This window comes from Streptomyces sp. SID5464, from assembly GCF_009862985.1.
GTDB classification, from domain to species: Bacteria; Actinomycetota; Actinomycetes; order Streptomycetales; family Streptomycetaceae; genus Streptomyces; species Streptomyces chartreusis_D.
Window position 1 is genome coordinate 133,955 of record NZ_WWIQ01000050.1, and the last position, 22,752, is coordinate 156,706.

Genomic DNA, 22,752 nt, shown 5'->3' on the forward strand with positions numbered 1-22,752 from the left:
CGGGGCGCCCTGGAGATCAGGCAGTTCTTCCGGCAGCGCGACCAGGTGGTGTTCACCTTCGCCTTTCCGGTCGTCTTCCTGTTCCTGTTCGCCTCGATCTTCCGGGACGACGTGGCGGGCGCGGGCATCACCGCCTCGCAGCTGTACGTCCCGGCGATGATGGCCGCCGGGATCATGTCGACGAGCTTCATCGGCGAGTCGACGGTGAAGACGTATCTGCTGCGCGTCTTCGGCAAGCTGGGGGTGGACGACCGGACGGCGGCCGTCACCAGCGCCCTACGCCACGGACTCCTGGAATAGCGACACACCTCACCATGCCCCACCAACGCCGAGACCAGGCGTCGGCCCACGCGGCGGCAGCCGCACATCGATGCAGCATCGGCGAGTCGTCGGTGAAGACGTATCTGCTGCGCGTCTTCGGCAAGCTCGGGGTGGACGACCGGACAGCGGCCGTCACCAGCGCGCTGCGGTACGGGTTGTTGGAGCAGTGACGAAGGCGCCGGGCACCTCGGCAGGTGTCCGGAGCCTTCGCTTCTGGTCTGCTGCTAGCCGAGTCGCGCTTCGAGTTCCGCCACGATCTCGTTCACGCCGACCGCCGTCTGCTCGCCCGACTCCATGTCCTTGAGCTGGACGACGCCCTCGGCGAGGTCGCGCTCGCCGGCGACGATCGTGTAGCGGGCGCCGCTGCGGTTGGCGTTCTTCATCGCGCCTTTGAGGCCCTTGCCGCCGTAGGAGAAGTCGGCCGCGATGCCGTTCTTGCGCAGCTCCGTGACCTTGGCGAACAGGACCCGGCGGGCCTCCTCGCCGAGCGGGACGGCGAACACACTGGTGGTCGCCGGGAGTTCGAGCTCGACCCCCTCCGCCTCCAGCGCGAGGACCGTGCGGTCGACGCCGAGGGCCCAGCCGACGGACGGCAGCGCGGGGCCGCCGATCATCTCGGACAGGCCGTCGTAGCGCCCGCCGCCACCGACGGCGGACTGGGAGCCCAGGCCGTCGTGGACGAACTCGAAGGTCGTGCGGGTGTAGTAGTCCAGGCCGCGCACCAGCTTCGGGTCGTCCTCGAAGGCGACGCCCGCCGACGTGATCAGCTCGCGCACCTCCTCGTGGTACGCCTTGCAGGCGTCGCAGAGGTAGTCGCGCAGCAGCGGCGCGTCCCCCAACTGCTTCTGGACCGCCTCACGCTTGTCGTCCAGGACGCGCAGCGGGTTGATCTCCGCCCGGCGCAGGGTGTCCTCGTCCAGGTCCAGGCCGCGCAGGAAGTCCTGGAGTGCCGTCCGGTACACCGGGCGGCACTCCTTGTCGCCCAGGCTGTTGATCAGGATGCGGAAGTTGCTCAGGCCCAGCGAGCGGTACGCCTGGTCGGCCAGGATGATCAGTTCGGCGTCCAGTGCCGGGTCCTCGGCGCCGATCGCCTCGGCACCGACCTGGGAGAAGTGGCGGTAGCGGCCCTTCTGGGGGCGCTCGTAGCGGTAGTACGAGCCGGAGTACCAGAGCTTGACCGGGAGGTTGCCCGCCTTGTGCAGGTTGGCCTCCAGCGCGGCGCGCAGGACGGAGGCCGTGCCTTCGGGGCGCAGGGCCAGCCTGTCGCCGCCCTTCGTCTCGAAGGCGTACATCTCCTTCGTCACGATGTCCGTCGATTCGCCGACTCCGCGCGCGAAGAGTTCGACGTTCTCGAACCCGGGCGTCTCGATGTAGCCGTAGCCGGAGTTGCGCAGCGGCGCGGCGATCGCCTCACGGACAGCGAGGTACGTGGCGCTGTCCGGCGGAATCAGGTCGTACGTGCCCTTGGGGGCCTTGAAGGTGCTCACGGAAGGTCTCGTCACATTCCTCGTCGGGGAGCCTCGAAAGCGCCGCTTCCTTGGCGGTCTGCCGCCACCTGCCGCAGATACGGGTTGGTGGCGCGCTCCTGGCCGATGGTCGTCTGGGGGCCGTGGCCGGACAGCACCACGGTCGAGTCGTCGAGCGGCAGGCACACGCGGGCCAGCGAGTCGAGCATCTCGGCCATGTCACCGCCGGGCAGGTCGGTGCGTCCGATGGAGCCGGCGAACAGCAGGTCGCCCGAGAACAGGATCGGCGGGATGTCCGCCGCCTCGGGCATGCCGAAGGTCACCGACCCCTTGGTATGGCCGGGCGCGTGCGCGACGGACAGCTCCAGGCCCGCCAGCTCGAGCTTGGCGCCGTCGGCCAGCTCCTTGACGTCGTCGGGCTCCCCCACCGTCAGCTCGCCCATGAGCGGCATCCCGATGGAACGGCCGATTCCCTTCTCGGGGTCGCTCATCATGTACCGGTCGTCGGGGTGGATCCAGGCCGGCACGTCGTGCGCGCCGCAGACCGGGACGACCGAGGCCACGTGGTCGATGTGGCCGTGCGTGAGGACGACGGCGACGGGCTTGAGCCGATGCTTCCTGATCGCTTTCTCGACGCCGTCGGCGGCCTGATGGCCGGGGTCGATGATCACGCACTCCTCACCGGCGGCGGGGGCGACGAGGTAGCAGTTCGTCCCCCAGGCCCCGGCGGGGAACCCGGCAATGAGCACGATCGTCCTTCGTTGTGTCGATACGGGCGGCTGCGGCTGCTGTCAGAGCCTACCGGCGCTGCCGATTCCTCAGCGAACCCATATACGGTACGGGGCACACGCAGGCGGTCGGCGCACAGGCCCCACGCGTACCGGTCGACGTATCAGACGCATGAGGAGAGAACCCGGTGGTCAGCCAGGAACAGCGGCGGCGTCAGCTCGCCCGTGAGAAGTACTTGCGGCAGCAACAACGGCGCACAGATGCGCGACGCAGGGCCCGTATCCGCAACTCCGTGATCGCCTCGGTTCTCGGCGTGGTCGTGGTGCTCTCCGTATCGGTCTTCCTGACCAAGCCGTTCGAGGACGACGGCAAGAAGGAGAACGCGAACGCGGAGGTCACTCCGAGCGCCTCGCCCAGCAAGGCCCCGGACCCGTGCGAGAAGCCCGCCGCGGGCAAGGTCAAGTCGGAGACCTGGAAGAAGGAACCGGCGATGTCGATCGACGAGTCGGCGAAGTACACGATGAAGCTGGACACGACCTGCGGCGAGATAGACATCGCGCTGAAGGCGTCGGCGGCGCCGCACACCGTCAACTCGTTCAACTTCCTCGCCGGCAAGGGCTACTTCGACCACAGCAAGTGCCACCGGCTCACCAATCAGGGCATCTACGTCCTGCAGTGCGGCGACCCGCAGGGCACCGGCATGGGCGGCCCCGGCTACACGATCCCGGACGAGAACCTGAAGGACAAGAGCCTCAAGGGCGGGGTGTACCCGGCGGGCACGGTCGCGATGGCGAACCAGTACAACGCCCAGACGAAGCAGGGCCGCAACAGCGGTGGCAGCCAGTTCTTCCTCGTCTACCAGGACAGTCAGCTGCCGCCCGACTACACACCGTTCGGGACGGTGTCCGAGGCGGGCATGAAGGTCCTCAAGAAAATCGCCGCCGCCGGAGCGCAGGCTCCCGACCCTCAGACGGGCAACACGGCGCCCAACGCGACGGTCGTGATCAACAAGGCCACGGTCACCAAATCCTGACCCTCAACTGCGTAATTTCGGTCGCGCGGGATGCGGACAGGCCCCCCGCCGGTCGCCTATGTTGGCCGTGACGAAACTGTGGACGATGCCCGGGGGAGCTTCAGGCCCCTCGCAGGCATCATGTGGAGGAGGCGCTGTGAGCAGCGACCCGTGGGGCCGCGTCGACGAGACGGGGACCGTGTACGTGCGTACGGCCGACGGCGAGCAGGTCGTCGGTTCGTGGCAGGCAGGCTCCCCCGATGAGGCGCTGGCCTATTTCGAGCGCAAGTACGAGGGCCTGGTTGTCGAGATCGGCCTCCTCGAGAAGCGAGTGAAGACCACCGACCTGTCGGCGAAGGACGCCCAGGCGGCCATCGACCACATCCGGGAGCAGGTCGACGCGCACCACGCGGTGGGCGACCTGGACGCCCTGCGGGTCCGGCTGGACAAGCTCACCGAGCTGGTGGAGGCGCGCCGCGAGGAGCGCAAGGCGCAGCGGGCGAAGCAGTCCGACGAGGCGCGCAAGGCCAAGGAGGCTCTGGTCGCCGAGGCGGAGGAGCTGGCGCAGTCCGACCAGTGGCGGGCGGCCGGTGAGCGGCTGCGGGCCCTGGTGGACACCTGGAAGGGTCTGCCGAGGCTGGACCGCAAGTCCGACGACGAGCTGTGGCACCGCTTCTCGCACGCGCGGTCGGCGTTCTCCAAGCGGCGCAAGCAGCACTTCGCGCAGCTGGACGCCCAGCGCGAGGAGGCGCGGCGGACCAAGGAGCGGCTGGTCTCCGAGGCCGAGGCGCTGTCGAACTCGACGGACTGGGGTGCGACGGCAGCGCGGTACCGCGAGCTGATGGCCGAGTGGAAGGCCGCCGGCCGGGCCCAGCGCGAGCACGAGGACGACCTGTGGAACCGCTTCCGCGGTGCCCAGGACGTCTTCTTCGCCGCGCGCAGCTCGGTCTTCGCCGAGCGGGACGCCGAGCAGGCGGAGAACCTGAAGCTCAAGGAGGAGCTGGCCGAGGAAGCCGAGAAGCTCCTGCCGATCACGGACCTGAAGGCATCCCGGGCCGCGTTCCGTTCGATCAACGAGCGGTGGGAGGCCATCGGTCATGTGCCGCGCGACGCCCGGCCCAAGGTCGAGGGCCGTATGCACGCCGTCGAGCGGGCCCTCCAGGAGGCGGAGGAGACCGAGTGGCGCCGGACGAACCCGGAGGCACGCGCGCGTGCCGAGGGTCTGACCGGCCAGCTCCAGGCCGCCGTGGACAAGCTGAGGGGCCAGATCGAGCAGGCCCGGGCGCAGGGCAACAACGCCAAGGCCGACAAGCTCGAGCGTGAGCTCGAGGGCCGGCAGGCGCTGCTGGACCAGGCGCTGAAGGGTCTCCAGGAGTTCGGAGGCTGATCAGCCGGTCGAAAGGGGGCCCCGTACATGCCGTACGGGGCCCCCTTTCGTGTGGTCGCTGCGCAGCGTTACGACCTGCTGCGCGCCGACGTCACCCGGTACACGTCGTAGACGCCCTCCACGCCCCGGACCGCCTTCAGCACATGGCCGAGGTGCTTCGGGTCGCCCATCTCGAAGGTGAAGCGGGAGGTGGCGACACGGTCGCGGGAGGTCTGGACGGCCGCGGAGAGGATGTTGACGTGCTGGTCGGACAGGACGCGAGTGACGTCCGAGAGGAGCCGGGAACGGTCCAGGGCCTCGACCTGGATGGCGACCAGGAAGACCGAGGACTGGGTGGGCGCCCACTCGACCTCGAGAATCCGCTCGGGCTCACGGGACAGCGAGTCGACGTTGACGCAGTCGGTGCGGTGAACCGATACGCCGCTGCCCCGCGTGACGAAGCCCATGATGGGGTCGCCGGGGACGGGCGTACAGCAGCGGGCCAGTTTGACCCACACGTCCTCGACGCCCTTCACCACGACGCCCGGGTCGGCGCTGGAGCGGCGCTTGCGGCTGCGTCCGCGGGCCGGCGGGACCGACTCGTCGATCTCCTCGGTGGCGGCCTCCTCGCCGCCGAGGGCCTGGACGAGTTTCTGCACGATGTTCTGCGCGGAGACATGGCCCTCGCCGATCGCCGCGTACAGCGCGGAGATGTCCGCGTAGCGCATCTCGTGCGCGAGGGTCACCAGGGAGTCGCCGGTCAGGATGCGCTGGATCGGCAGGTTCTGCTTGCGCATGGCGCGGACGATGGCGTCCTTGCCCTGCTCGATCGCCTCGTCACGGCGCTCCTTGGAGAACCAGGCCCGGATCTTGTTGCGGGCGCGCGGTGACTTGACGAAGCCGAGCCAGTCGCGCGACGGGCCGGCGCCGGACGCCTTGGAGGTGAAGACCTCGACCAGGTCGCCGTTGTCGAGGGTGGACTCCAGCGGGACCAGCCGGCCGTTGACCCGGGCTCCTATGGTGCGGTGGCCGACCTCGGTGTGGACCGCGTAGGCGAAGTCCACCGGTGTGGCACCCGCCGGGAGCGCTATGACGTCGCCCTTGGGAGTGAAGACGAAGACCTCGTTGCGGGAGAGGTCGAAGCGCAGCGACTCCAGGAACTCGCCGGGGTCCTCGGTCTCCTTCTGCCAGTCGAGCAGCTGCCGCAGCCACGCCATGTCGTTGATGGCGTCCTTGTCCTTGCCGGAGGACTTGGGCGCGTCCGTGCGCACCTTGGAGGCGCCGGCGACGGCTTCCTGCTTGTACTTCCAGTGCGCGGCGATGCCGTACTCGGCGCGGCGGTGCATGTCGAACGTGCGGATCTGGAGCTCGACCGGTTTGCCGCCGGGGCCGATGACCGTCGTGTGCAGCGACTGGTACATGTTGAACTTGGGCATCGCGATGTAGTCCTTGAACCGGCCGGGGACCGGGTTCCACCGCGCGTGCACCGTGCCGAGGGCCGCGTAGCAGTCACGGACGGTGTCCACGAGGACGCGGATGCCCACCAGGTCGTAGATCTCCGCGAAGTCACGGCCGCGGACGATCATCTTCTGGTAGACGCTGTAGTAGTGCTTCGGGCGGCCGGTGACGGTCGCCTTGATGCGGGCCGCCCGCAGGTCCTGCTGGACCTCGTCGGTGACGATGGCGAGGTACTCGTCGCGCTTCGGAGCGCGCTCGGCGACCAGACGTACTATCTCGTCGTACATCTTGGGGTAGAGGATCGCGAACGCGAGGTCCTCCAGCTCCCACTTGATGGTGTTCATGCCCAGGCGGTGGGCGAGCGGCGCGTAGATCTCCAGGGTCTCGCGCGCCTTCTTCTCCTGCTTCTCGCGCTTGAGGTAGCGCATGGTGCGCATGTTGTGCAGGCGGTCGGCGAGCTTGATGACCAGGACGCGCGGGTCCTTGGCCATGGCGACGACCATCTTGCGCACGGTCTCGGCCTGCGCGGCCTCGCCGAACTTGACCTTGTCCAGCTTGGTGACACCGTCGACGAGCAGGGTGACGACGTCGCCGAAGTCGCGGCGCAGGTCGTCCAGGCCGTACTCGGTGTCCTCGACCGTGTCATGCAGCAGGCCGGCCATGAGGGTGGCCGGATCCATGCCCAGCTCGGCGAGGATGGTCGTCACCGCGAGGGGGTGCGTGATGTACGGGTCGCCGCTCTTGCGCTTCTGGCCGCGGTGCCAGCGCTCGGCGACCTGGTAGGCGCGCTCGATCTGGCGGAGCGTGGACGTCTCGATCTTCGGGTCGTTGCTGCGGACTATCCGCAGCAACGGCTCCAGCACCGGGTTGTACGGGTTCGCGCGCTGGACGCCTAGACGGGCCAGGCGGGCGCGGACGCGGTTGGAGGAGCCGGTCCGGGCGGGCTGGCCGGCGGCCTGGCGCACGGGCGGGGCGGGCTTGGGGCGCGCCTGCTCGGCGGGCTTGTCGACCGGCGCCGACTGGGCGTGCTCGACCGGCCCGCGGGTGTCGTTCTTCGCGTGGGGCGCGTTCGGCGCGGGCTTGGCCGCGGCTGCCGAGGCGGACTCGGGCTTGGCGGCGGTCAGGTGCTGGGCCTCGTCTGGCAAGAGGGCTCCTCGTGCGCGATCCGGGTCCCCCGGTCAGGCTCCGGAGACCCCATGGTAGCGATCCTGGGCCCCAGGATCGCCTTCAGGCCAATGTGAGGACCGTCTACCCGAGAAACGCGAGAGGCGGGCGCCGGATTCCTCCGGGCCCGCCTCCGCGGTGTCGTGCCGGTGGCGTGGCGGTGTCACCGGGCTGCCGTGGGCTTCCTAGACCGTGAGCAGCGCCTCCAGCGGGGCACCGTTCAGCGCCGGTTCCAGGCGGGCGCGGCCGCTCAGGAAGCCGAGCTCCATGAGGACGGCGAGGCCCGCGACCTCGGCGCCGGCCCGGCGGATGAGCTGGACCGAGGCCTCGGCGGTGCCGCCGGTGGCGAGGACGTCGTCGACGACCAGGACACGGTCGTCGGCGCTCAGGTCCTCGGCGTGCACCTCGATCTCCGCCGAGCCGTACTCCAGGTCGTAGGCCTGGCCGAGGGTGGCTCCGGGGAGCTTGCCCGCCTTGCGTACGGGGATGAAGCCGATGCCGGCGCGGACGGCGACCGGGGCGCCGAGGATGAAGCCCCGGGCCTCCAGGCCGACGACCTTGGTGGCACCGGTGCGCTCGGCGATCTCGGCGAGGGCGTCGGTGAGCGCGGTGAACGCCGCCGGGTCCGCCAGGAGCGGGGTGATGTCCTTGAACATCACGCCCGGCTCCGGGTAGTCCGCCACGTCCCTGATGCGGCTGAGCAGCAGCTCCCTGATGTCGGTCATCGGCGCTTCCCCGAGGGACGGCCACGGCCCCGGCTGCGGGACGCGGGCTGGTTGCGGGGGCCGACGACCGCGGGCGCGGCGTCCTCGGGCTCGCCGTCGTACGACTCGTCGGCGCCGTGGGCCTCGGTCTCGCCCTGGACGCCGGACTGGGCCCGCTTGGCGAGGACGCGCTTCCTGAGGGCCTTCAGCTGCGGCTCGCGCTCCTTGAGGTCGGCGACGAGCGGCGTGGCGATGAAGATCGAGGAGTACGCACCGGCGGCGAGGCCGACGAACAGCGACAGCGAGATGTCGTTCAGCATGCCGGCGCCGAGGACACCGCCACCGATGAACAGCAGGCCCGCCACCGGCAGCAGTGCGACCACCGTGGTGTTGATGGAGCGGACCAGGGTGCTGTTGATCGAGCGGTTGGCGACGTCGCTGTAGGTCCAGCGGGTCTGCTTGGTGATGTCCTTGGTCTGTTCCTTGAGGCTGTCGAAGACCACGACCGTGTCGTAGAGCGAGTAGCCGAGGATGGTCAGCAGACCGATCACCGTGCCCGGTGTGACCTCGAACCCGACCAGGGCGTAGATGCCGACCGTGATGGTGATGTCGTGGATCAGGGCGACGAACGCGGCGAGCGCCATGCGCCACTCGAAGGCGATCGCCAGGTAGATCACCACGAGGACCAGGAAGATGCCGAGGCCCTGCCAGGCCTTGCTGGCGATCTGGTCACCCCAGCTGGGGCCGACCAGTTCGGCGTTGATCTGCTCCGCGTCGATCTTGAGGTCGTCGGAGAGCTTGTCCTTGATCTTGTCGGCCGCACCGGTGTCGATGCCGGCCACCTGGATGCGCAGGCTGCCGTCGCCGAGCTTCTGGACGATCGCGTCGTGGCCGGAGGCCTCTTCCGCGTACCGCTCCGCCTGGGACACCGAGGCACTGGTGTTCTTCGGGGTGTTGAAGACGGCGCCGCCCTGGAACTCGATGCCCATGTTCAGGCCGCGGACCGCCAGGCCGACGATGGCCGTGATGGTGATCAGGATGGAGAGGCCGTACCAGATCTTGCGGTTCTTGACGAAGTCGTAGCCGACCTCGCCACGGTGCAGTCGGGCGCCGAGGGTGCCGAGTTTCGACATCTCAGGCCTCCTTGGTGTCGACGGGGGCGGCGGGGCGGCGGGTGCGGCGCAGCGGGGGCTTCGCACCCAGGCTCTTCGGGTCGAGGCCGGACCACTTGTGGCCGTTCGCGAAGAACGGGCGGCGGGCCATCAGCGTCAGCAGCGGCTTGGTGAAGAGGAACACGACGACCACGTCGAGCAGGGTGGTCAGGCCGAGCGTGAACGCGAAGCCCTGGACCTTGCCGACGGTGACGATGAAGAGCACCGCGGCGGCGAGGAACGACACGAAGTCGGAGACCAGGATGGTGCGCCGGGCGCGCGGCCAGGCCCGCTCGACGGCGGGGCGCAGCGTGCGGCCCTCCCGGATCTCGTCGCGGACGCGTTCGAAGTACACGATGAACGAGTCCGCCGTGATGCCGATCGCCACGATGGCACCGCACACGGCCGGCAGATTCAGCGCGAAATTGATGGTCGGGCCGAGCAACGCCATGATCGTGTAGGTCAGGGCGGCGGAGACCAGCAGCGAGAGGATCGCGATGAACGCCAGGCCGCGGTAGTAGAGCAGCAGGTAGATGACGACCAGCGCGAGGCCGATCGCACCGGCGATCAGACCGGCCTTCAGCTGGTCACCGCCGAGCGCGGCGGTGACGGTCGAAACGCTGTCCTCCCTGAAGGTCAGCGGCAGCGCACCGTAGCTCAGCATGTTGGCGAGGTCCTGGGCGGACTGCTGGTTGAAGTTGCCGGAGATCTCCGCGTTGCCGCCGGTCAGCGCCTGCCGCACGTACGGGTCGGAGACCACGTCGCCGTCGAGGACGATCGCGAACTGGTTCTGCGGCGACTGGTTCTTCGCCAGCTTGCCGGTGATGTCCGCGAACTTCTTGCCGCCCGCGTCGGTGAAGTCCATCGTGACCGTCCAGCCCGCACCGCTCTGGGTGTTCAGGACGGCCTGGGCCTTGTCGACGTCGGTGCCGTCGACCTCGGCGGGGCCGAGGATGTACTTCTGCCACTGCCCCTGCGAGTTCTTGCCGCAGGCCAGGGTGGGCTGGGAGGCCTTGACGCCGTCGCCCACCTTGGAGCGGGTCTGCGCGTTGGTGCAGTCGAGCTTGGCGTACTGCTCCTGGAGCTTGCTCGCGTCGTCGGCGGCACCGCCGCCGGACGCGGACGGGGAGGGGCTGGCCTTCGCCTTGTCCGAGACGCTCGCGGACGGCGTCGCGTCGGCCTTCAGGGCGTCCGTGACCGCGCGGCCCTGCGTGGTGGGAGAGGCGGACGGGGAGGCGGAGCCCTTGTCGGTGGCCTCGGGCTTGTCGGTGGCCTTGCCGGACGGCCTGTCCGAGGGGCTTCCCGTGGGGCTCGGCGAGGGGCTGGCCGCGCCGGGGCCGCCGGAGACCTCGGTGGCGATGACCGGGCGGAAGTACAGCTTGGCGGTGGTGCCGACCTGCTTGCGGGCCTGCTCGGAGTTCGTGCCCTTGGGGATGTTGACGATGATGTTGTCCCGGCCCTGCGTCTGGACCTCGGCCTCGGAGACGCCCAGACCATTGACACGGCGCTCCATGATGGAGACGGCGGTGTCCATGTTGGTCTTGTTGATCGCCGCCTCGTTGCCGGCCTCGGGAACCGCTTCGAGCGTGATGCTCGTACCGCCGGCCAGGTCGATGCCGAGACGCGGTGTCGTGTGTCCCGAGGCGAACATCCCACCGGTGAGCGCCGCGATGGCGATCAGGATCAGGGCCAGCGAGCGCCCCGGCTTGCTCTGGGCGCTCGCGCTCCGGCCCTTTTTAGGTGTGGCCACCTTCTCGTACTCCCTCTCGGGCCGCCGCGCTCCGGATCGGCGGACGGGCGGCCATGACATGGTGTCGGGATTCCGTGCGAGCCGGTCGTGTCCCGGGGTGCGCGGGCCGGGCCCGCGCACCCCGGGACGCGACTACTTCGCCTCGGAGTCGCCGTCGGTCTTCTTCGGCTCTTCGTCCGTCTTCGCCTCGCCGGCCGGGGCGTCGTCGGGCTGCTCGTCGGCCGCGTCCTTCTTGCCGAGGTCGACGGCCTTGTCGTCAGCGTCGGCGTCGGCGGCGGAGTCGCCGGTCTCGGTGAGGGAGGAGGCGTCGTCCGGGACGAGGTCGGCGTCGGACTTCAGGTCGTGCTCGATGCCGTGGACGATGCGGTTGTACTCGTCGTCGGTGAGGACGGCACCGATGGCGTTCTTGGCGAAGAGGAGCTCGACGCCCGGACCGGCGTCGACGAGGACGGTGTCCTCGTTCACCTCCTTGACCGTGGCGTACATGCCCCCGATGGTGCGGACACCGCTGCCGGGCTGCATTTGGTTCCGCATCTCCACGGCCTGCTGCTGCTTCTTCTTGGCCGACCGGGTCATCAGGAACATGGCCCCGATGAGCACGATGAACGGGAGGAGGGTCAGGAGACTCACGGGTCGGTACTTCCTTCACACGACCGCGCTGTGAGCGGCCAGATGGTTGGGGGTGTGTACGCCGCCGACAAAGGCGGCATCGGCGGAGTCTAAGCGAGTCCGCGCGCATGGAACAACGCTCAGCATGGCACCGGGGTTCCTGCTCCGGCCACTGGCCGCGCCGTCCCGGAGCGGTGACGGCGCCGTCACGCCCCGAACAGGTCCTGTTGTCCGTTTCCGGCGGTCTGGGAACGGGGCGGGGTGAGGCCGAGATGTGCCCATGCGGCGGGGGTGGCGACCCGGCCGCGCGGGGTGCGGGCCAGCAGGCCCTCGCGCACCAGGAAGGGCTCGGCGACCTCCTCCACGGTCTCACGCTCCTCCCCCACCGCGACCGCGAGCGTGGACAGGCCCACGGGGCCGCCGCCGAACAGCTTGAGCAGGGCTTCCAGCACGCCCCGGTCGAGGCGGTCGAGGCCGCGGCCGTCCACCTCGTAGACGGCGAGGGCGGCGGCCGCGATGTCCTTGGTGATCAGGCCGTCGGCCTTGACCTGCGCGTAGTCCCGGACGCGGCGCAGCAGACGGTTGGCGATGCGGGGCGTGCCGCGGGAACGCCCGGCGATCTCGGCGGCGCCGTCCGGCTCGATCTCGACCTCGAGGAGGTCGGCGGAGCGGTGGATGACCCGTTCCAGTTCGGCCGGTTCGTAGAACTCCATGTGCGCGGTGAAGCCGAAGCGGTCGCGCAGCGGGGGCGGCAGCAGGCCCGCGCGCGTGGTGGCGCCGACCAGGGTGAAGGGGGGCAGCTCCAGCGGGATGGCGGTGGCGCCGGGGCCCTTGCCGACGATGACGTCGACGCGGAAGTCCTCCATCGCCATGTACAGCATCTCCTCGGCGGGCCGGGACATGCGGTGGATCTCGTCGAGGAAGAGGACCTCGCCCTCCTGGAGGGAGGAGAGGATCGCGGCGAGGTCGCCGGCGTGCTGGATGGCGGGGCCCGAGGTGATGCGGATGGGGGCGCCCATCTCGGCCGCGATGATCATCGACAGGGTGGTCTTGCCGAGGCCGGGGGCGCCGGAGAGCAGCACGTGGTCCGCGGTGGCACCACGCGCGCGTGCGGCGCGCAGGACGAGGTCGAGCTGCTCGCGGACCTTCTCCTGGCCGATGAACTCGCCCAGGTCCTTGGGGCGCAGGGCGGCCTCGACGGCCTGGTCCTCACGGTCGGCGACGGAGTCCACCAGCCGCTCGGCGGCATCGGCGTCGGTCGTGTCGTCCCAGTTCATGGAGTGTGCCTCGGAATCTCGGTGCGTACTATCGGGCGCGGTTCAGGGTCTGCAGGGCCGCCTTCAGCAGCTGTCCCACCTGCGGCGTGCCCCCTGCCGCCTCGGCCTGCGGAGCGACGGCGGCCACGGCCTCGTCGGCCTCCCGGGTCGCGTAGCCGAGGCCGATCAGGGCGGCGTGCAGCTGGTCGCGCCAGCCGTCGCCGGCGGGTGTACCGACGGCGGGCGTGCCGACCGGTTCGCCGAGCCGGTCCTTCAGCTCCAACAGCAGCTTCTGCGCGCCCTTCTTGCCGATGCCGGGGACGGCGGTGAGCGCCTTCTCGTCGCCGGTGGCGACGGCCCGGCGCAGGGCGTCCGGGGTGTGCACGGCGAGCATCGACTGGGCGAGCCGCGGTCCCACGCCGCTGGCCGTCTGGAGCAGCTCGAAGGTCTGCCGCTCGTCGTCGTCGGCGAAGCCGTACAGGGTCAGTGAGTCCTCCCGTACGACGAGGGAGGTGTGCAGCTTGGCGGGCTGGCCCGTGCGGAGCGTGGACAGCGTGTTCGGCGTGCACTGGACGGCCATGCCGACGCCGCCGACCTCGACGACCGCGGCGTCGGGGGCGAGCGCGGCGACGGTGCCGCTGACGAAGGCGATCATGCCGTACGGCCTTTCGATGTGTGCAGGGCGACGGCCTGCTGGAGTCGGTTCTGCGCGGGGGCGCGCCAGATGTGGCAGATGGCGAGGGCGAGGGCGTCGGCCGCGTCGGCGGGCTTGGGCGGTGCGCTGAGCCGGAGCAGGCGGGTCACCATGGCGCCCACCTGGGCCTTGTCGGCCCGGCCGCTGCCGGTGACGGCGGCCTTGACCTCGCTGGGGGTGTGCAGGGCGACGGGAATGCCGCGGCGGGCGGCACAGAGCATGGCGACGGCGCTGGCCTGGGCCGTGCCCATCACCGTACGGACGTTGTGCTGGCTGAAGACGCGCTCCACGGCGACGCACTCGGGCCGGTGCTCGTCCAGCCACTGTTCGATGCCCTGCTCGATGGCGACGAGGCGGTGGCCGAGGTCCGCGTCCACGGGCGTGCGGACGACGCCGACGCCGACCATGGTGAGCGGCCGCCCGGCGACGCCCTCGACCACGCCGACACCGCACCGGGTCAGGCCCGGGTCCACCCCCAGAACGCGCACGCGCCCTCCCTCTCGATCGCCTGTTCACGCAGGCTATCGGGTGCCACCGACAACGCGACGGGCCGACGGGGTGTGTCCCGTCGGCCCGTTGGGTCCTGCGGAGCCCGCGGCGGCGTTACGCGCCGACCTTCTCCATGACCTCGTCGCTGACGTCGAAGTTGGCGAAGACGTTCTGCACGTCGTCGCTGTCCTCCAGCGCGTCGATCAGCTTGAAGATCTTCTTGGCGCCCTCCTCGTCCAGCTCGACCTGCATGGTCGGGACGAAGTTGGCGTCGGCGGAGTCGTAGTCGATGCCGGCGTCCTGGAGGGCGGTGCGGACCGCGACCAGGTCCGTGGCCTCGCTGAGGACCTCGAAGGTCTCGCCGAGGTCGTTGACCTCCTCGGCACCCGCGTCGAGCACGGCGGCCAGGACGTCGTCCTCGGTCAGCTCGCCCTTGGGGACGATCACGACGCCCTTGCGGTTGAACAGGTACGACACCGAACCCGGGTCGGCCATGGAGCCGCCGTTGCGGGTCATGGCGACACGGACCTCGGAGGCGGCGCGGTTGCGGTTGTCGGTGAGGCACTCGATGAGCACCGCGACACCGTTCGGGCCGTAACCCTCGTACATGATCGTCTCGTAGTCGGCGCCGCCGGCCTCCAGGCCCGCGCCGCGCTTGACCGCCGAGTCGATGTTCTTGTTGGGGACCGACGACTTCTTCGCCTTCTGGATGGCGTCGTAGAGCGTCGGGTTGCCCTCGGGGTCGGCGCCGCCCATCCGGGCCGCCACCTCGATGTTCTTGATCAGCTTCGCGAAGAGCTTGCCGCGCTTGGCATCGATGACGGCCTTCTTGTGCTTCGTCGTGGCCCATTTAGAGTGGCCGGACATCTGCCTGTCTCCTTCGCGTAACCCATCTCAGCAACGAACGCAGGAATCCTACAAGGACTCGGCTGTCCGGTTCGCCCTCACCATGTCGACGAACAGGGCGTGCACACGGTGGTCGCCGGTCAGTTCCGGGTGGAACGAGGTGGCCAGGGCGTTGCCCTGACGCACCGCGACGATGTGGCCGTCGTACTCGGCGAGCACCTCGGCCCGGGCGCCGACGGACTCGACCCAGGGGGCGCGGATGAAGACACCCTCCACCGGATCGCCCTCGACGCCCTTGACGTCGACGGCCGCCTCGAAGGACTCGTTCTGCCGGCCGAAGGCGTTGCGGCGCACGATCATGTCGATGCCACCGACGGTCTCCTGGCCCGAGCGCGGGTCGAGGATCTTGTCGGCGAGCATGATCATGCCGGCGCAGGTGCCGTAGACGGGCAGGCCGGCCCGCACCCGTGCGCGGAGCGGCTCCATCAGGCCGAACAGGACGGCCAGCTTGGAGATGGTGGTGGACTCGCCGCCGGGGATGACGAGGCCGTCCGCCTCGGCGAGTTCTTCGGGGCGCCGCACCGGCCTGGCCACGGCGTCGGCCGCGGCCAGGGCGACGAGGTGCTCCCGTACGTCGCCCTGGAGGGCCAGGACGCCTATGACAGGAGTGCTCATGGGGGTTACCAGCCGCGGTTGGCGTAGCGCTCGGCCTCGGGGAGGGTGTCGCAGTTGATGCCGACCATGGCCTCGCCGAGGTTGCGGGACGCGTCGGCGATGATCTTCGGGTCGTCGTAGAAGGTGGTGGCCTTCACGATGGCGGCGGCGCGCTTGGCCGGGTCGCCGGACTTGAAGATGCCGGAGCCGACGAAGACGCCCTCGGCGCCGAGCTGGCGCATCAGGGCCGCGTCGGCCGGGGTGGCGACGCCGCCCGCGGAGAACAGCACGACCGGCAGCTTGCCGAGCTCTGAGACCTCCTTGACGAGCTCGTAGGGGGCGCGCAGCTCCTTGGCGGCGGCGTACAGCTCGTTGTTGTCGAAGCCGCGCAGCTTGGCGATCTCGTTCTTGATCTGGCGCAGGTGGCGGACGGCCTCGACGACGTTGCCGGTGCCGGCCTCGCCCTTGGAGCGGATCATCGCGGCACCCTCGGCGATGCGGCGCAGGGCCTCGCCCAGGTTGGTGGCGCCGCAGACGAACGGCGTGGTGAAGGCCCACTTGTCGGAGTGGTTGACCTCGTCGGCCGGGGTGAGGACCTCGGACTCGTCGATGTAGTCGACGCCGAGGGACTGCAGCACCTGGGCCTCGACGAAGTGGCCGATGCGGGACTTGGCCATGACCGGGATCGAGACGGCGTCGATGATGCCCTCGATCATGTCCGGGTCGGACATGCGGGCCACGCCGCCGTCCTTGCGGATGTCGGCCGGGACCCGCTCCAGGGCCATGACGGCGACGGCGCCCGCGTCCTCGGCGATCTTCGCCTGCTCCGGCGTGACGACGTCCATGATGACGCCGCCCTTGAGCTGTTCGGCCATACCGCGCTTCACACGGGCGGTGCCGGTCTCGGGGGCCTGGGAGTTGGGGGACGTGGTGGACACGGGTGACCTCGCTAGCGGAAAGGGGATTTCTGCAGCACTGAGGAAACGTGAGGGGACCAGGCCACAGCAAGGGCCAATGGGAACGCTGTGGATCCTTTTCCGGCGGACGGCCGGGGAACGGCGCGTGAACGGGGGCTCAGGCGGCCCGGTCCGCCAGGGCCGCCGGAGGCTCGTCGTCCATTTCGAAGGCCAGGGGGAACGGGGCGTGGCCCGCCAGCCGGAACCAGCGGACCTTGCGGTGCCGGCGCAGGGCACGGGCGGCCCGTACGGCGTCGTTGTGGAAGCGGCGGGCCATCGGGACCCGCCGCACCGCCTGCGCGAGTTCCTCGGCGGCCTCCTCGCCTCCGGGCGCCTCCCGCACCGCCTCCACCTGCTGGACCTCCCCGAACACGGCCCGCAACGCCTGGCTCAGTTCGCTCTCGGCGACCTCCCGCTGCTCCTCCACCGCCTGACGGGCGGCGTGCGCGGCCTCGTAGAGGACGATCGAGGCGGCCGGGTCGAGCACCCCGGAGGTGGCCAGTTCCTGGGCGACGGAGGCGCGGCGCAGCAGCTGTGCGTCGAGTGCGGCGCGCGCCGCGTCGATGCGCGCGTGCAGCCGGTCCAGCCGCCCGGCCGTCCAGCTCAGGTACAGGCCGATCACCACGAGGGCGACGAGGATCCAGATGAGGGTTGCGGTCACGGCCCAGAGGCTACCGGTGCCTGCGCACACGGCCGGGTGCCCGGTCGGTCCCGGTCAGTCCCGGGCCAGCCCGAGCCGCCCCCACAGCCCGCTCGTCCGCTCGTCCTCGGCCACCGCCGCCGCGCCCGCCGTCACCGTCTCGTAGACGGACAGGATGTCCGCGCCGACGGTCGACCAGTCGAAGCGCCGTACGTGGGCGCTGCCCCGCTCGCGCAGTTCCGCGCGGCGGCCCGGGTCGTCCAGCAGGCGTACGGCCGCGTCCGCCAGGGCGTCGGCGTCCTCGTTGGGGAACAGCTCCCCGGCCTCTCCCCGGTCCAGGACCTGGGCGAAGGCGTCCAGGTCGGAGGCGAGGACGGGGGCTCCGGCGGACATGGCCTCGACCAGGATGATCCCGAAGCTCTCGCCGCCGGTGTTGGGCGCGACGTACAGGTCGACGCTGCGCAGGAAGCGGGCCTTGTCCTCGTCGCTGACCATGCCGAGGAACTCGACGCGGGAGCGCAGCTCGGCGGGCAGTGTCTCCACCGCCTCCTCCTCGTCACCGCGCCCGGCGACCAGCAGCCGGGTCCGCGGGCGTGCGGCGAGGATCTTCGGCAGGGCCTTCATCAGCACGGGCAGGCCCTTGCGGGGCTCGTCGATACGCCCTATGAAGCCGATCGTCTCGCCCTGCCACTCGGCCTTGGGCTCGGCCTTGGCGAAGAAGTCGACGTCTACGCCGTTCGGGATCACGACGGCGTCCCCGCCGAGGTGCTCCACCAGCGTGCGGCGGGCGTACTCGCTCACCGCGATCCGCGCGCTGATCTTCTCCAGGGCGGCCTGCAGGATGGCGTACGCGGCGATCATGGCCCGGGAGCGCGGGTTGGACGTGTGGAACGTGGCGACGATCGGTCCCTGGGCGGCCCAGCAGGTCAGCAGGCCGAGCGAGGGCGAGGTCGGCTCGTGGATGTGGATGACGTCGAACGCGCCGTCGTGCAGCCAGCGGCGCACCCGGGCGGCGCTCAGGAAGCCGAAGTTGAGCCGGGCCACCGAGCCGTTGTACGGCACCGGCACCGCGCGTCCGGCCGAGACGACGTACGGCGGCAGGGGCGTGTCGTCGTCGGCCGGGGCGAGGACGGACACCTCGTGGCCGAGACGGATGAAGTACTCGGCCAGGTCCCGGATGTGGAACTGGACGCCGCCCGGTACGTCCCAGGAGTACGGGCAGACGATGCCGATCCTCACGATGACCCCTTCGCCGGGTCGAGGTCCGCGAGCCACAAGCGCTGCAGCATGTGCCAGTCCTCCGGATGGTCGGCGATCCCCGTGGCGAAGGCGTCGGCCAGCGCCTGTGTCATGACAGACGTCTTCTCGGCGCGCGTGCCTGATTCGGGCACCTCGACGGGCGGGTGGACACGGCCGCGCATCACGGGCGAGTCGTCGTACCAGAGGGTGACGGGAAGCAGCTGGGCGCCCGTCTGCTGGGCGAGCAGGGCCGGTCCGGCCGGCATCCGGGCCGTGTCGCCGAAGAAGCCGACCTCGACGCCGGAGGCGGACAGGTCGCGGTCGGCGACCAGGCAGACCAGGCCGCCGTCGCGCAGCCGCCGGGCCAGGGTGCCGAAGGCGGTGCCGCCGCTGTGCGGCAGGACCTCCATGCCGAGGCCCTCGCGGTAGGCGACGAACCGGTCGTACAGCGTCTCCGGCTTCAGACGCTCGGCGACCGTCGTGAACGGGATGCCCAGCTTCGTGGTGACCCAGGCGCCGGCGAGGTCCCAGTTGGCCAGGTGGGGCAGGGCGAGTACGACGCCCTTGCCTGCGGCCAGGCCATCGGTCAGGTGGTGCAGGCCCTTGGGGTCGAAGCCGCTCGTGATCCGTTCCTCGCTCCAGGCGGGGAGGCGGAAGGACTCCATCCAGTAGCGCAGATACGACCGCATGCCCGCGCGCGAGAGCTCGGCGAGGCGCTCGGGGCTCGCACCGGGCACCACGCGCGCGTAGTTGCTCTCCAGGCGCTGCACGCCCTTGCCGCGCTGCTTCCAGGCGAGGTCGGCGATGCTCTGCCCGAGCCGTACGGCGACCGGCTCGGGGAGCTTCTTGACGGTGCTCCAGCCGAGTCCGTACAGCGCGTCCGTCAGCCGGTCCTGTGCGCTCACGTGGCCGCCTCGCTCCCGTGGGAGGCGTTCTGCTGCTTGCCCTCATTGTCCTGCGCTGCGTCGTCCTGCGCGGCCGCCGCGGCCTCGGCCTCCGCGGACTCGCGACGGACCGTGACGACCCGCTGGATGAGCGTGACGAGGCTGCCCACGGCGACGATCCACAGGGCGACCGGCAGCAGGTACTGGATGCCCGGGACACCGAACGCGTGCAGGCCCGCGAGGCCGGCCGCGACCAGGGAGATCACCAGCCGCTCGGCCCGCTCGACCAGCCCGTTGACGGCGACCGGCAGGCCGATCGACTCGCCGCGGGCCTTGGTGTACGACACCACCTGGCCGCTGGCCAGGCAGAAGATCGAGACGGCGCACAGGACGAGGTCGTCGCCCCCGCCGGCGTACCAGAGGATGAAGCCGCCGAAGATCGCGCCGTCGGCGACCCGGTCGAGCGTGGAGTCCAGGAAGGCGCCCCAGCGGCTGGAGCGGCCGAGCTGGCGGGCCATGTTGCCGTCGACCAGGTCGGAGAACACGAACAGCGTGATCACGACCGTGCCCCAGAAGAACTCGCCCATGGGGTAGAAGACCAGCGCGCCCGCGACCACACCGGCGGTGCCGATGAGCGTGACGGTGTCGGGGCTGACGCCCCGCCGGATCAGAAACGCGGCGAACGGTGTGAGAACACGCGTGAAGAATGCACGCGCGTACTTGTTCAGCATGGCCTTCCCGAGGGTCGGTGTCGCCGTCTGGCCCCTGCTGGCCACCGGCTGGCCCATCGTAGCCACGCGCGCGTGCGGGCGACGGGCGGGACCCGAGGCCCGTGTCACGGCGCACCGGTGCGCGGGGCGGGGCGCGATCACGTCCTTCGTATGGACGCACCGTGACGGGAGTGGGAAGGTCGAATAACCGCGGGCGTCGCCGGAGCCGCACCGCACGCGGATTCCGCGTGTCCGCGCCCACAGTGACCTCACCGTGCACGGGAGGCAGGATCATGGGCGACAAGGCACAGACACACCCTGGGGCCGCCGGCAGGGCACAGGCGGCCGACCACCCCCAGTCCGTACGGAATGTGGTGCTGGTCGGCCACTCCGGATCGGGCAAGACCACGTTGGTGGAGGCCCTCGCGCTCACGGCGGGGGCAGTGAACCGGGCGGGCCGTGTGGAGGACGGCGGCACCGTCTCCGACTACGACGAGATCGAGCACCGGCAGCAGCGCTCGGTGCAGCTCTCCCTGGTGCCCGTCGAGTGGGACGGGATCAAGGTCAATCTCCTCGACACCCCCGGATACGCCGACTTCGTCGGTGAGCTCAGGGCCGGTCTGCGCGCGGCGGACGCGGCCCTCTTCGTCGTCTCGGCCTCGGACGGCGTGGACGGCTCGACCCGCATGGTGTGGGAGGAGTGCGCGGCCGTGGGCATGCCCCGGGCCATCGTCATCACGCACCTGGAGGCGGCGCGCGCCGACTTCGAGGAGATGACCCGGATCTGCGCGGAGGCCTTCGGCGCGGACGACCCCGACGCGGTCCTGCCGCTCTACCTGCCGCTGCACGGCCCGCAGGCGCCCGACGGGCACGCGCCCGTGACCGGCCTGATCGGGCTGCTGTCGCAGAAGCTGTTCGACTACTCGACCGGCGAGCGCAAGGAGTCGGAGCCGGGCGAGGACCAGCTGCCGCTGATCGAGGAGGCCCGCAACCGGCTCATCGAGGGGATCATCTCGGAGAGCGAGGACGAGACCCTCATGGACCGCTACCTCGGCGGGGAACCGGTCGACGTCAAGACCCTGATCGAGGACCTGGAGCGGGCCGTCGCACGCGGGGTCTTCTTCCCCGTCCTGGCCGCCGCCCCCGCCACCGAGGGCTCCCGGCAGGGGCTCGGCACGGTGGAGCTGCTGGAACTGATCACCCGGGGGTTCCCCACGCCGCTGGAGCACGAGACGGTCCGGGTGACGACGATCGACGGCAAGCCGCGCGAGCTCAAGCCGTGCGATCCGGACGCGCCGCTGGTCGCGGAGGTCGTGAAGACCTCCTCCGACCCGTACGTCGGCCGGCTGTCGCTGATCCGCGTCTTCTCCGGCACGCTGCGCGCCGACCAGACGGTCCACGTCTCCGGGCACGGCCTGGCCGACCGCGGGCACGAGGACCACGACGTCGACGAGCGGATCGGCGCCCTGTCCACGCCGTTCGGCAAACAGCAGCGCCCGGTGTCGCACGTCATCGCGGGCGACCTGGCCTGCGTGGCCAAGCTGAGCCGGGCCGAGACCGGCGACACCCTGTCCGCCAAGGACGACCCGCTGCTCATGGAGCCGTGGCAGATGCCCGACCCGCTGCTGCCGCTGGCCATCCAGGCGCACAGCAAGCCCGACGAGGACAAGCTCTCGCAGGGCCTGGCCCGGCTGGTGGCCGAGGACCCGACGATGCGGCTGGAACAGAACCAGGACACCCACCAGGTGGTCCTGTGGTGCCTGGGCGAGGCGCACGCGGACGTCGCACTGGAGCGGCTGCGCAGCCGCTACGGCGTCCAGGTCGACGTCGTACCGCACAGGGTGTCCCTGCGCGAGACGTTCGCGACCAAGGCGGCCGGGCGCGGCCGGCACGTCAAACAGTCCGGCGGGCACGGGCAGTTCGCCATCTGCGAGATCGAGGTGGAGCCGCTGCCGGGCGGCTCGGGCATCGAGTTCGTGGACAAGGTCGTCGGCGGTGCGGTGCCCCGGCAGTTCATCCCGTCGGTGGAGAAGGGCGTGCGGGCCCAGGCCGCCAAGGGAGTCGCCGCCGGGTATCCGCTCATCGACGTCCGCGTGACCCTCCTGGACGGCAAGGCGCACTCGGTGGACTCCTCCGACGCCGCGTTCCAGACGGCCGGGGCGCTCGCCCTGCGGGAGGCCGCGTCCGACGCGAAGATCCATCTGCTGGAGCCGGTGGCCGAGGTGTCGGTGCTGGTCGGCGACGACTTCGTGGGCGCCGTGATGAGCGACCTGTCGGGGCGGCGCGGCCGGGTGCTCGGCACCGAGCAGACGCCCGGCGGGCGCACCCTGATCCGGGCCGAGGTGCCCGAGATCGAGATCGGCCGGTACGCGATCGACCTGCGGTCGATGACGCACGGCACGGCCCGCTTCAGCCGCCGGTACGCACGGCACGAGCCGATGCCGCAGCAGGTCGCGGACCGGATCCGTGGAGAGGAGCGCAAGGCCTCCTAGAAGAGGAGCACAGAGCCGCCTTGAACAGGCGTGCACCACCTCCTGGTTGGGGCCCAGGAGGCCTCAAGTGGCCCTCGTGGGGGCTCCCTCCGAGCGGGCGGGCGGTTTCGAGGACCGCCCGCCGACGGATGTCGGTGCCTGCGGATACGCTGATGACCTGAT

General features: G+C 70.6%; 20 protein-coding genes and 3 pseudogenes. 6 read left to right on the forward strand and 17 right to left on the reverse strand.

Annotation, left to right across the window (positions count from 1 at the left end):
• Positions 1 to 9: 9 nt before the first annotated feature.
• The 3 pseudogenes from GTY47_RS40395 to GTY47_RS24655 all read left to right on the forward strand — a co-directional run.
• Positions 10 to 186 (forward strand): annotated as a pseudogene (locus GTY47_RS40395) (ABC transporter permease); the annotation flags it as partial.
• A pseudogene (locus GTY47_RS40400) lies at positions 187 to 300 on the forward strand (DNA-binding response regulator); the annotation flags it as partial.
• 77 nt (positions 301 to 377) lie between these two features.
• Positions 378 to 491 (forward strand): annotated as a pseudogene (locus GTY47_RS24655) (DNA-binding response regulator); the annotation flags it as partial.
• Positions 492 to 545: 54 nt separating this feature from the next.
• Here GTY47_RS24655 and hisS read toward each other — a convergent pair.
• Both hisS and GTY47_RS24665 read right to left on the reverse strand, forming a co-directional pair.
• A complete protein-coding gene (gene hisS, locus GTY47_RS24660) occupies positions 546 to 1,808 on the reverse strand; it encodes a histidine--tRNA ligase (protein WP_010046480.1) in 1,263 nt (420 codons plus the stop codon).
• An 11-nt stretch (positions 1,809 to 1,819) separates the two neighbouring features.
• Positions 1,820 to 2,536 (reverse strand): MBL fold metallo-hydrolase, encoded by a 717-nt coding sequence (locus tag GTY47_RS24665; protein WP_010046481.1) that lies wholly within the window; start codon positions 2,534 to 2,536, stop codon positions 1,820 to 1,822.
• A gap of 167 nt (positions 2,537 to 2,703) precedes the next feature.
• On the opposite strand from GTY47_RS24665, the gene GTY47_RS24670 reads away from it, so the two are divergent.
• Both GTY47_RS24670 and GTY47_RS24675 read left to right on the forward strand, forming a co-directional pair.
• Positions 2,704 to 3,549 carry a peptidylprolyl isomerase gene (locus tag GTY47_RS24670; RefSeq protein ID WP_029181632.1) on the forward strand — a complete coding sequence of 282 codons (846 nt, stop codon included), beginning with the start codon at positions 2,704 to 2,706 and terminating at the stop codon, positions 3,547 to 3,549.
• Between the two features lie 136 nt (positions 3,550 to 3,685).
• Positions 3,686 to 4,915: a DUF349 domain-containing protein gene (locus tag GTY47_RS24675; protein ID WP_010046486.1), complete on the forward strand. Its 1,230-nt coding sequence runs from the start codon at positions 3,686 to 3,688 to the stop codon at positions 4,913 to 4,915.
• A 68-nt stretch (positions 4,916 to 4,983) separates the two neighbouring features.
• Here the strand turns inward: GTY47_RS24675 and relA are convergent, their stop codons facing one another.
• From relA to pgsA, 15 genes are all read right to left on the reverse strand, one after another.
• A complete protein-coding gene (gene relA / locus GTY47_RS24680) occupies positions 4,984 to 7,497 on the reverse strand; it encodes a GTP pyrophosphokinase (protein WP_010046489.1) in 2,514 nt (837 codons plus the stop codon).
• A gap of 204 nt (positions 7,498 to 7,701) precedes the next feature.
• Positions 7,702 to 8,241, reverse strand: a complete 540-nt coding sequence (locus GTY47_RS24690; protein WP_010046491.1) for an adenine phosphoribosyltransferase — start codon at positions 8,239 to 8,241, stop codon at positions 7,702 to 7,704.
• The gene (gene secF, locus GTY47_RS24695) at positions 8,238 to 9,353 is read right to left on the reverse strand and encodes a protein translocase subunit SecF (RefSeq protein ID WP_010046493.1); all 1,116 of its coding nucleotides are present in this window, start codon (positions 9,351 to 9,353) and stop codon (positions 8,238 to 8,240) included. The genes GTY47_RS24690 and secF overlap by 4 nt, the downstream gene beginning before the upstream one ends.
• A 1-nt stretch (position 9,354) precedes the next feature.
• Complete coding sequence (gene secD / locus GTY47_RS24700; protein ID WP_010046495.1) at positions 9,355 to 11,121, reverse strand: protein translocase subunit SecD; 1,767 nt, start codon at positions 11,119 to 11,121, stop codon at positions 9,355 to 9,357.
• 132 nt (positions 11,122 to 11,253) lie between these two features.
• Positions 11,254 to 11,751, reverse strand: a complete 498-nt coding sequence (yajC, locus tag GTY47_RS24705) for a preprotein translocase subunit YajC (RefSeq protein WP_010046497.1) — start codon at positions 11,749 to 11,751, stop codon at positions 11,254 to 11,256.
• 185 nt (positions 11,752 to 11,936) lie between these two features.
• Positions 11,937 to 13,007 carry a Holliday junction branch migration DNA helicase RuvB gene (gene ruvB / locus GTY47_RS24710; RefSeq protein WP_010046498.1) on the reverse strand — a complete coding sequence of 357 codons (1,071 nt, stop codon included), beginning with the start codon at positions 13,005 to 13,007 and terminating at the stop codon, positions 11,937 to 11,939.
• A 28-nt stretch (positions 13,008 to 13,035) separates the two neighbouring features.
• A complete protein-coding gene (ruvA, locus tag GTY47_RS24715; RefSeq protein ID WP_010046499.1) occupies positions 13,036 to 13,641 on the reverse strand; it encodes a Holliday junction branch migration protein RuvA in 606 nt (201 codons plus the stop codon).
• Entirely contained in the window at positions 13,638 to 14,168 is a 531-nt protein-coding gene (ruvC, locus tag GTY47_RS24720) for a crossover junction endodeoxyribonuclease RuvC (RefSeq protein WP_029181633.1), read from the reverse strand. The genes ruvA and ruvC overlap by 4 nt, the downstream gene beginning before the upstream one ends.
• 115 nt (positions 14,169 to 14,283) lie before the next feature.
• On the reverse strand, positions 14,284 to 15,036 hold the full coding sequence (locus GTY47_RS24725; RefSeq protein ID WP_010046505.1) for a YebC/PmpR family DNA-binding transcriptional regulator: 753 nt from the start codon (positions 15,034 to 15,036) through the stop codon (positions 14,284 to 14,286).
• Positions 15,037 to 15,084: 48 nt separating this feature from the next.
• Positions 15,085 to 15,690, reverse strand: a complete 606-nt coding sequence (pdxT, locus tag GTY47_RS24730; RefSeq protein WP_010046508.1) for a pyridoxal 5'-phosphate synthase glutaminase subunit PdxT — start codon at positions 15,688 to 15,690, stop codon at positions 15,085 to 15,087.
• 5 nt (positions 15,691 to 15,695) lie between these two features.
• A complete protein-coding gene (gene pdxS, locus GTY47_RS24735; protein ID WP_010046510.1) occupies positions 15,696 to 16,607 on the reverse strand; it encodes a pyridoxal 5'-phosphate synthase lyase subunit PdxS in 912 nt (303 codons plus the stop codon).
• Between the two features lie 136 nt (positions 16,608 to 16,743).
• Positions 16,744 to 17,286 (reverse strand): membrane protein, encoded by a 543-nt coding sequence (locus tag GTY47_RS24740; RefSeq protein WP_010046512.1) that lies wholly within the window; start codon positions 17,284 to 17,286, stop codon positions 16,744 to 16,746.
• Between the two features lie 54 nt (positions 17,287 to 17,340).
• Positions 17,341 to 18,504 carry a glycosyltransferase family 4 protein gene (locus GTY47_RS24745; RefSeq protein ID WP_010046514.1) on the reverse strand — a complete coding sequence of 388 codons (1,164 nt, stop codon included), beginning with the start codon at positions 18,502 to 18,504 and terminating at the stop codon, positions 17,341 to 17,343.
• Positions 18,501 to 19,409, reverse strand: a complete 909-nt coding sequence (locus GTY47_RS24750; protein ID WP_010046516.1) for a phosphatidylinositol mannoside acyltransferase — start codon at positions 19,407 to 19,409, stop codon at positions 18,501 to 18,503. The genes GTY47_RS24745 and GTY47_RS24750 overlap by 4 nt, the downstream gene beginning before the upstream one ends.
• Positions 19,406 to 20,176, reverse strand: a complete 771-nt coding sequence (gene pgsA / locus GTY47_RS24755; protein ID WP_040904145.1) for a phosphatidylinositol phosphate synthase — start codon at positions 20,174 to 20,176, stop codon at positions 19,406 to 19,408. Before pgsA ends, GTY47_RS24750 begins: the two co-directional genes overlap by 4 nt.
• A gap of 215 nt (positions 20,177 to 20,391) precedes the next feature.
• Here pgsA and GTY47_RS24760 point away from each other — a divergent pair, with 215 nt between their 5' ends.
• Positions 20,392 to 22,590 (forward strand): elongation factor G-like protein EF-G2, encoded by a 2,199-nt coding sequence (locus GTY47_RS24760; protein ID WP_029181634.1) that lies wholly within the window; start codon positions 20,392 to 20,394, stop codon positions 22,588 to 22,590.
• Positions 22,591 to 22,752 lie beyond the last annotated feature (162 nt).

Excerpts from the sequence above, each read along its gene's own strand:
- GTY47_RS24690 (WP_010046491.1), bottom strand. The coding sequence starts at position 8,241 with ATGACCGACATCAGGGAGCTGCTGCTCAGCCGCATCAGGGACGTGGCG.
- secF (WP_010046493.1), bottom strand. The coding sequence starts at position 9,353 with ATGTCGAAACTCGGCACCCTCGGCGCCCGACTGCACCGTGGCGAGGTC.
- ruvB (WP_010046498.1), bottom strand. The coding sequence starts at position 13,007 with ATGAACTGGGACGACACGACCGACGCCGATGCCGCCGAGCGGCTGGTG.
- ruvA (WP_010046499.1), bottom strand. The coding sequence starts at position 13,641 with ATGATCGCCTTCGTCAGCGGCACCGTCGCCGCGCTCGCCCCCGACGCC.
- GTY47_RS24725 (WP_010046505.1), bottom strand. The coding sequence starts at position 15,036 with ATGTCCGGCCACTCTAAATGGGCCACGACGAAGCACAAGAAGGCCGTC.
- pdxT (WP_010046508.1), bottom strand. The coding sequence starts at position 15,690 with ATGAGCACTCCTGTCATAGGCGTCCTGGCCCTCCAGGGCGACGTACGG.
- pgsA (WP_040904145.1), bottom strand. The coding sequence starts at position 20,176 with ATGGGCCAGCCGGTGGCCAGCAGGGGCCAGACGGCGACACCGACCCTC.
- GTY47_RS24760 (WP_029181634.1), top strand. The coding sequence starts at position 20,392 with ATGGGCGACAAGGCACAGACACACCCTGGGGCCGCCGGCAGGGCACAG.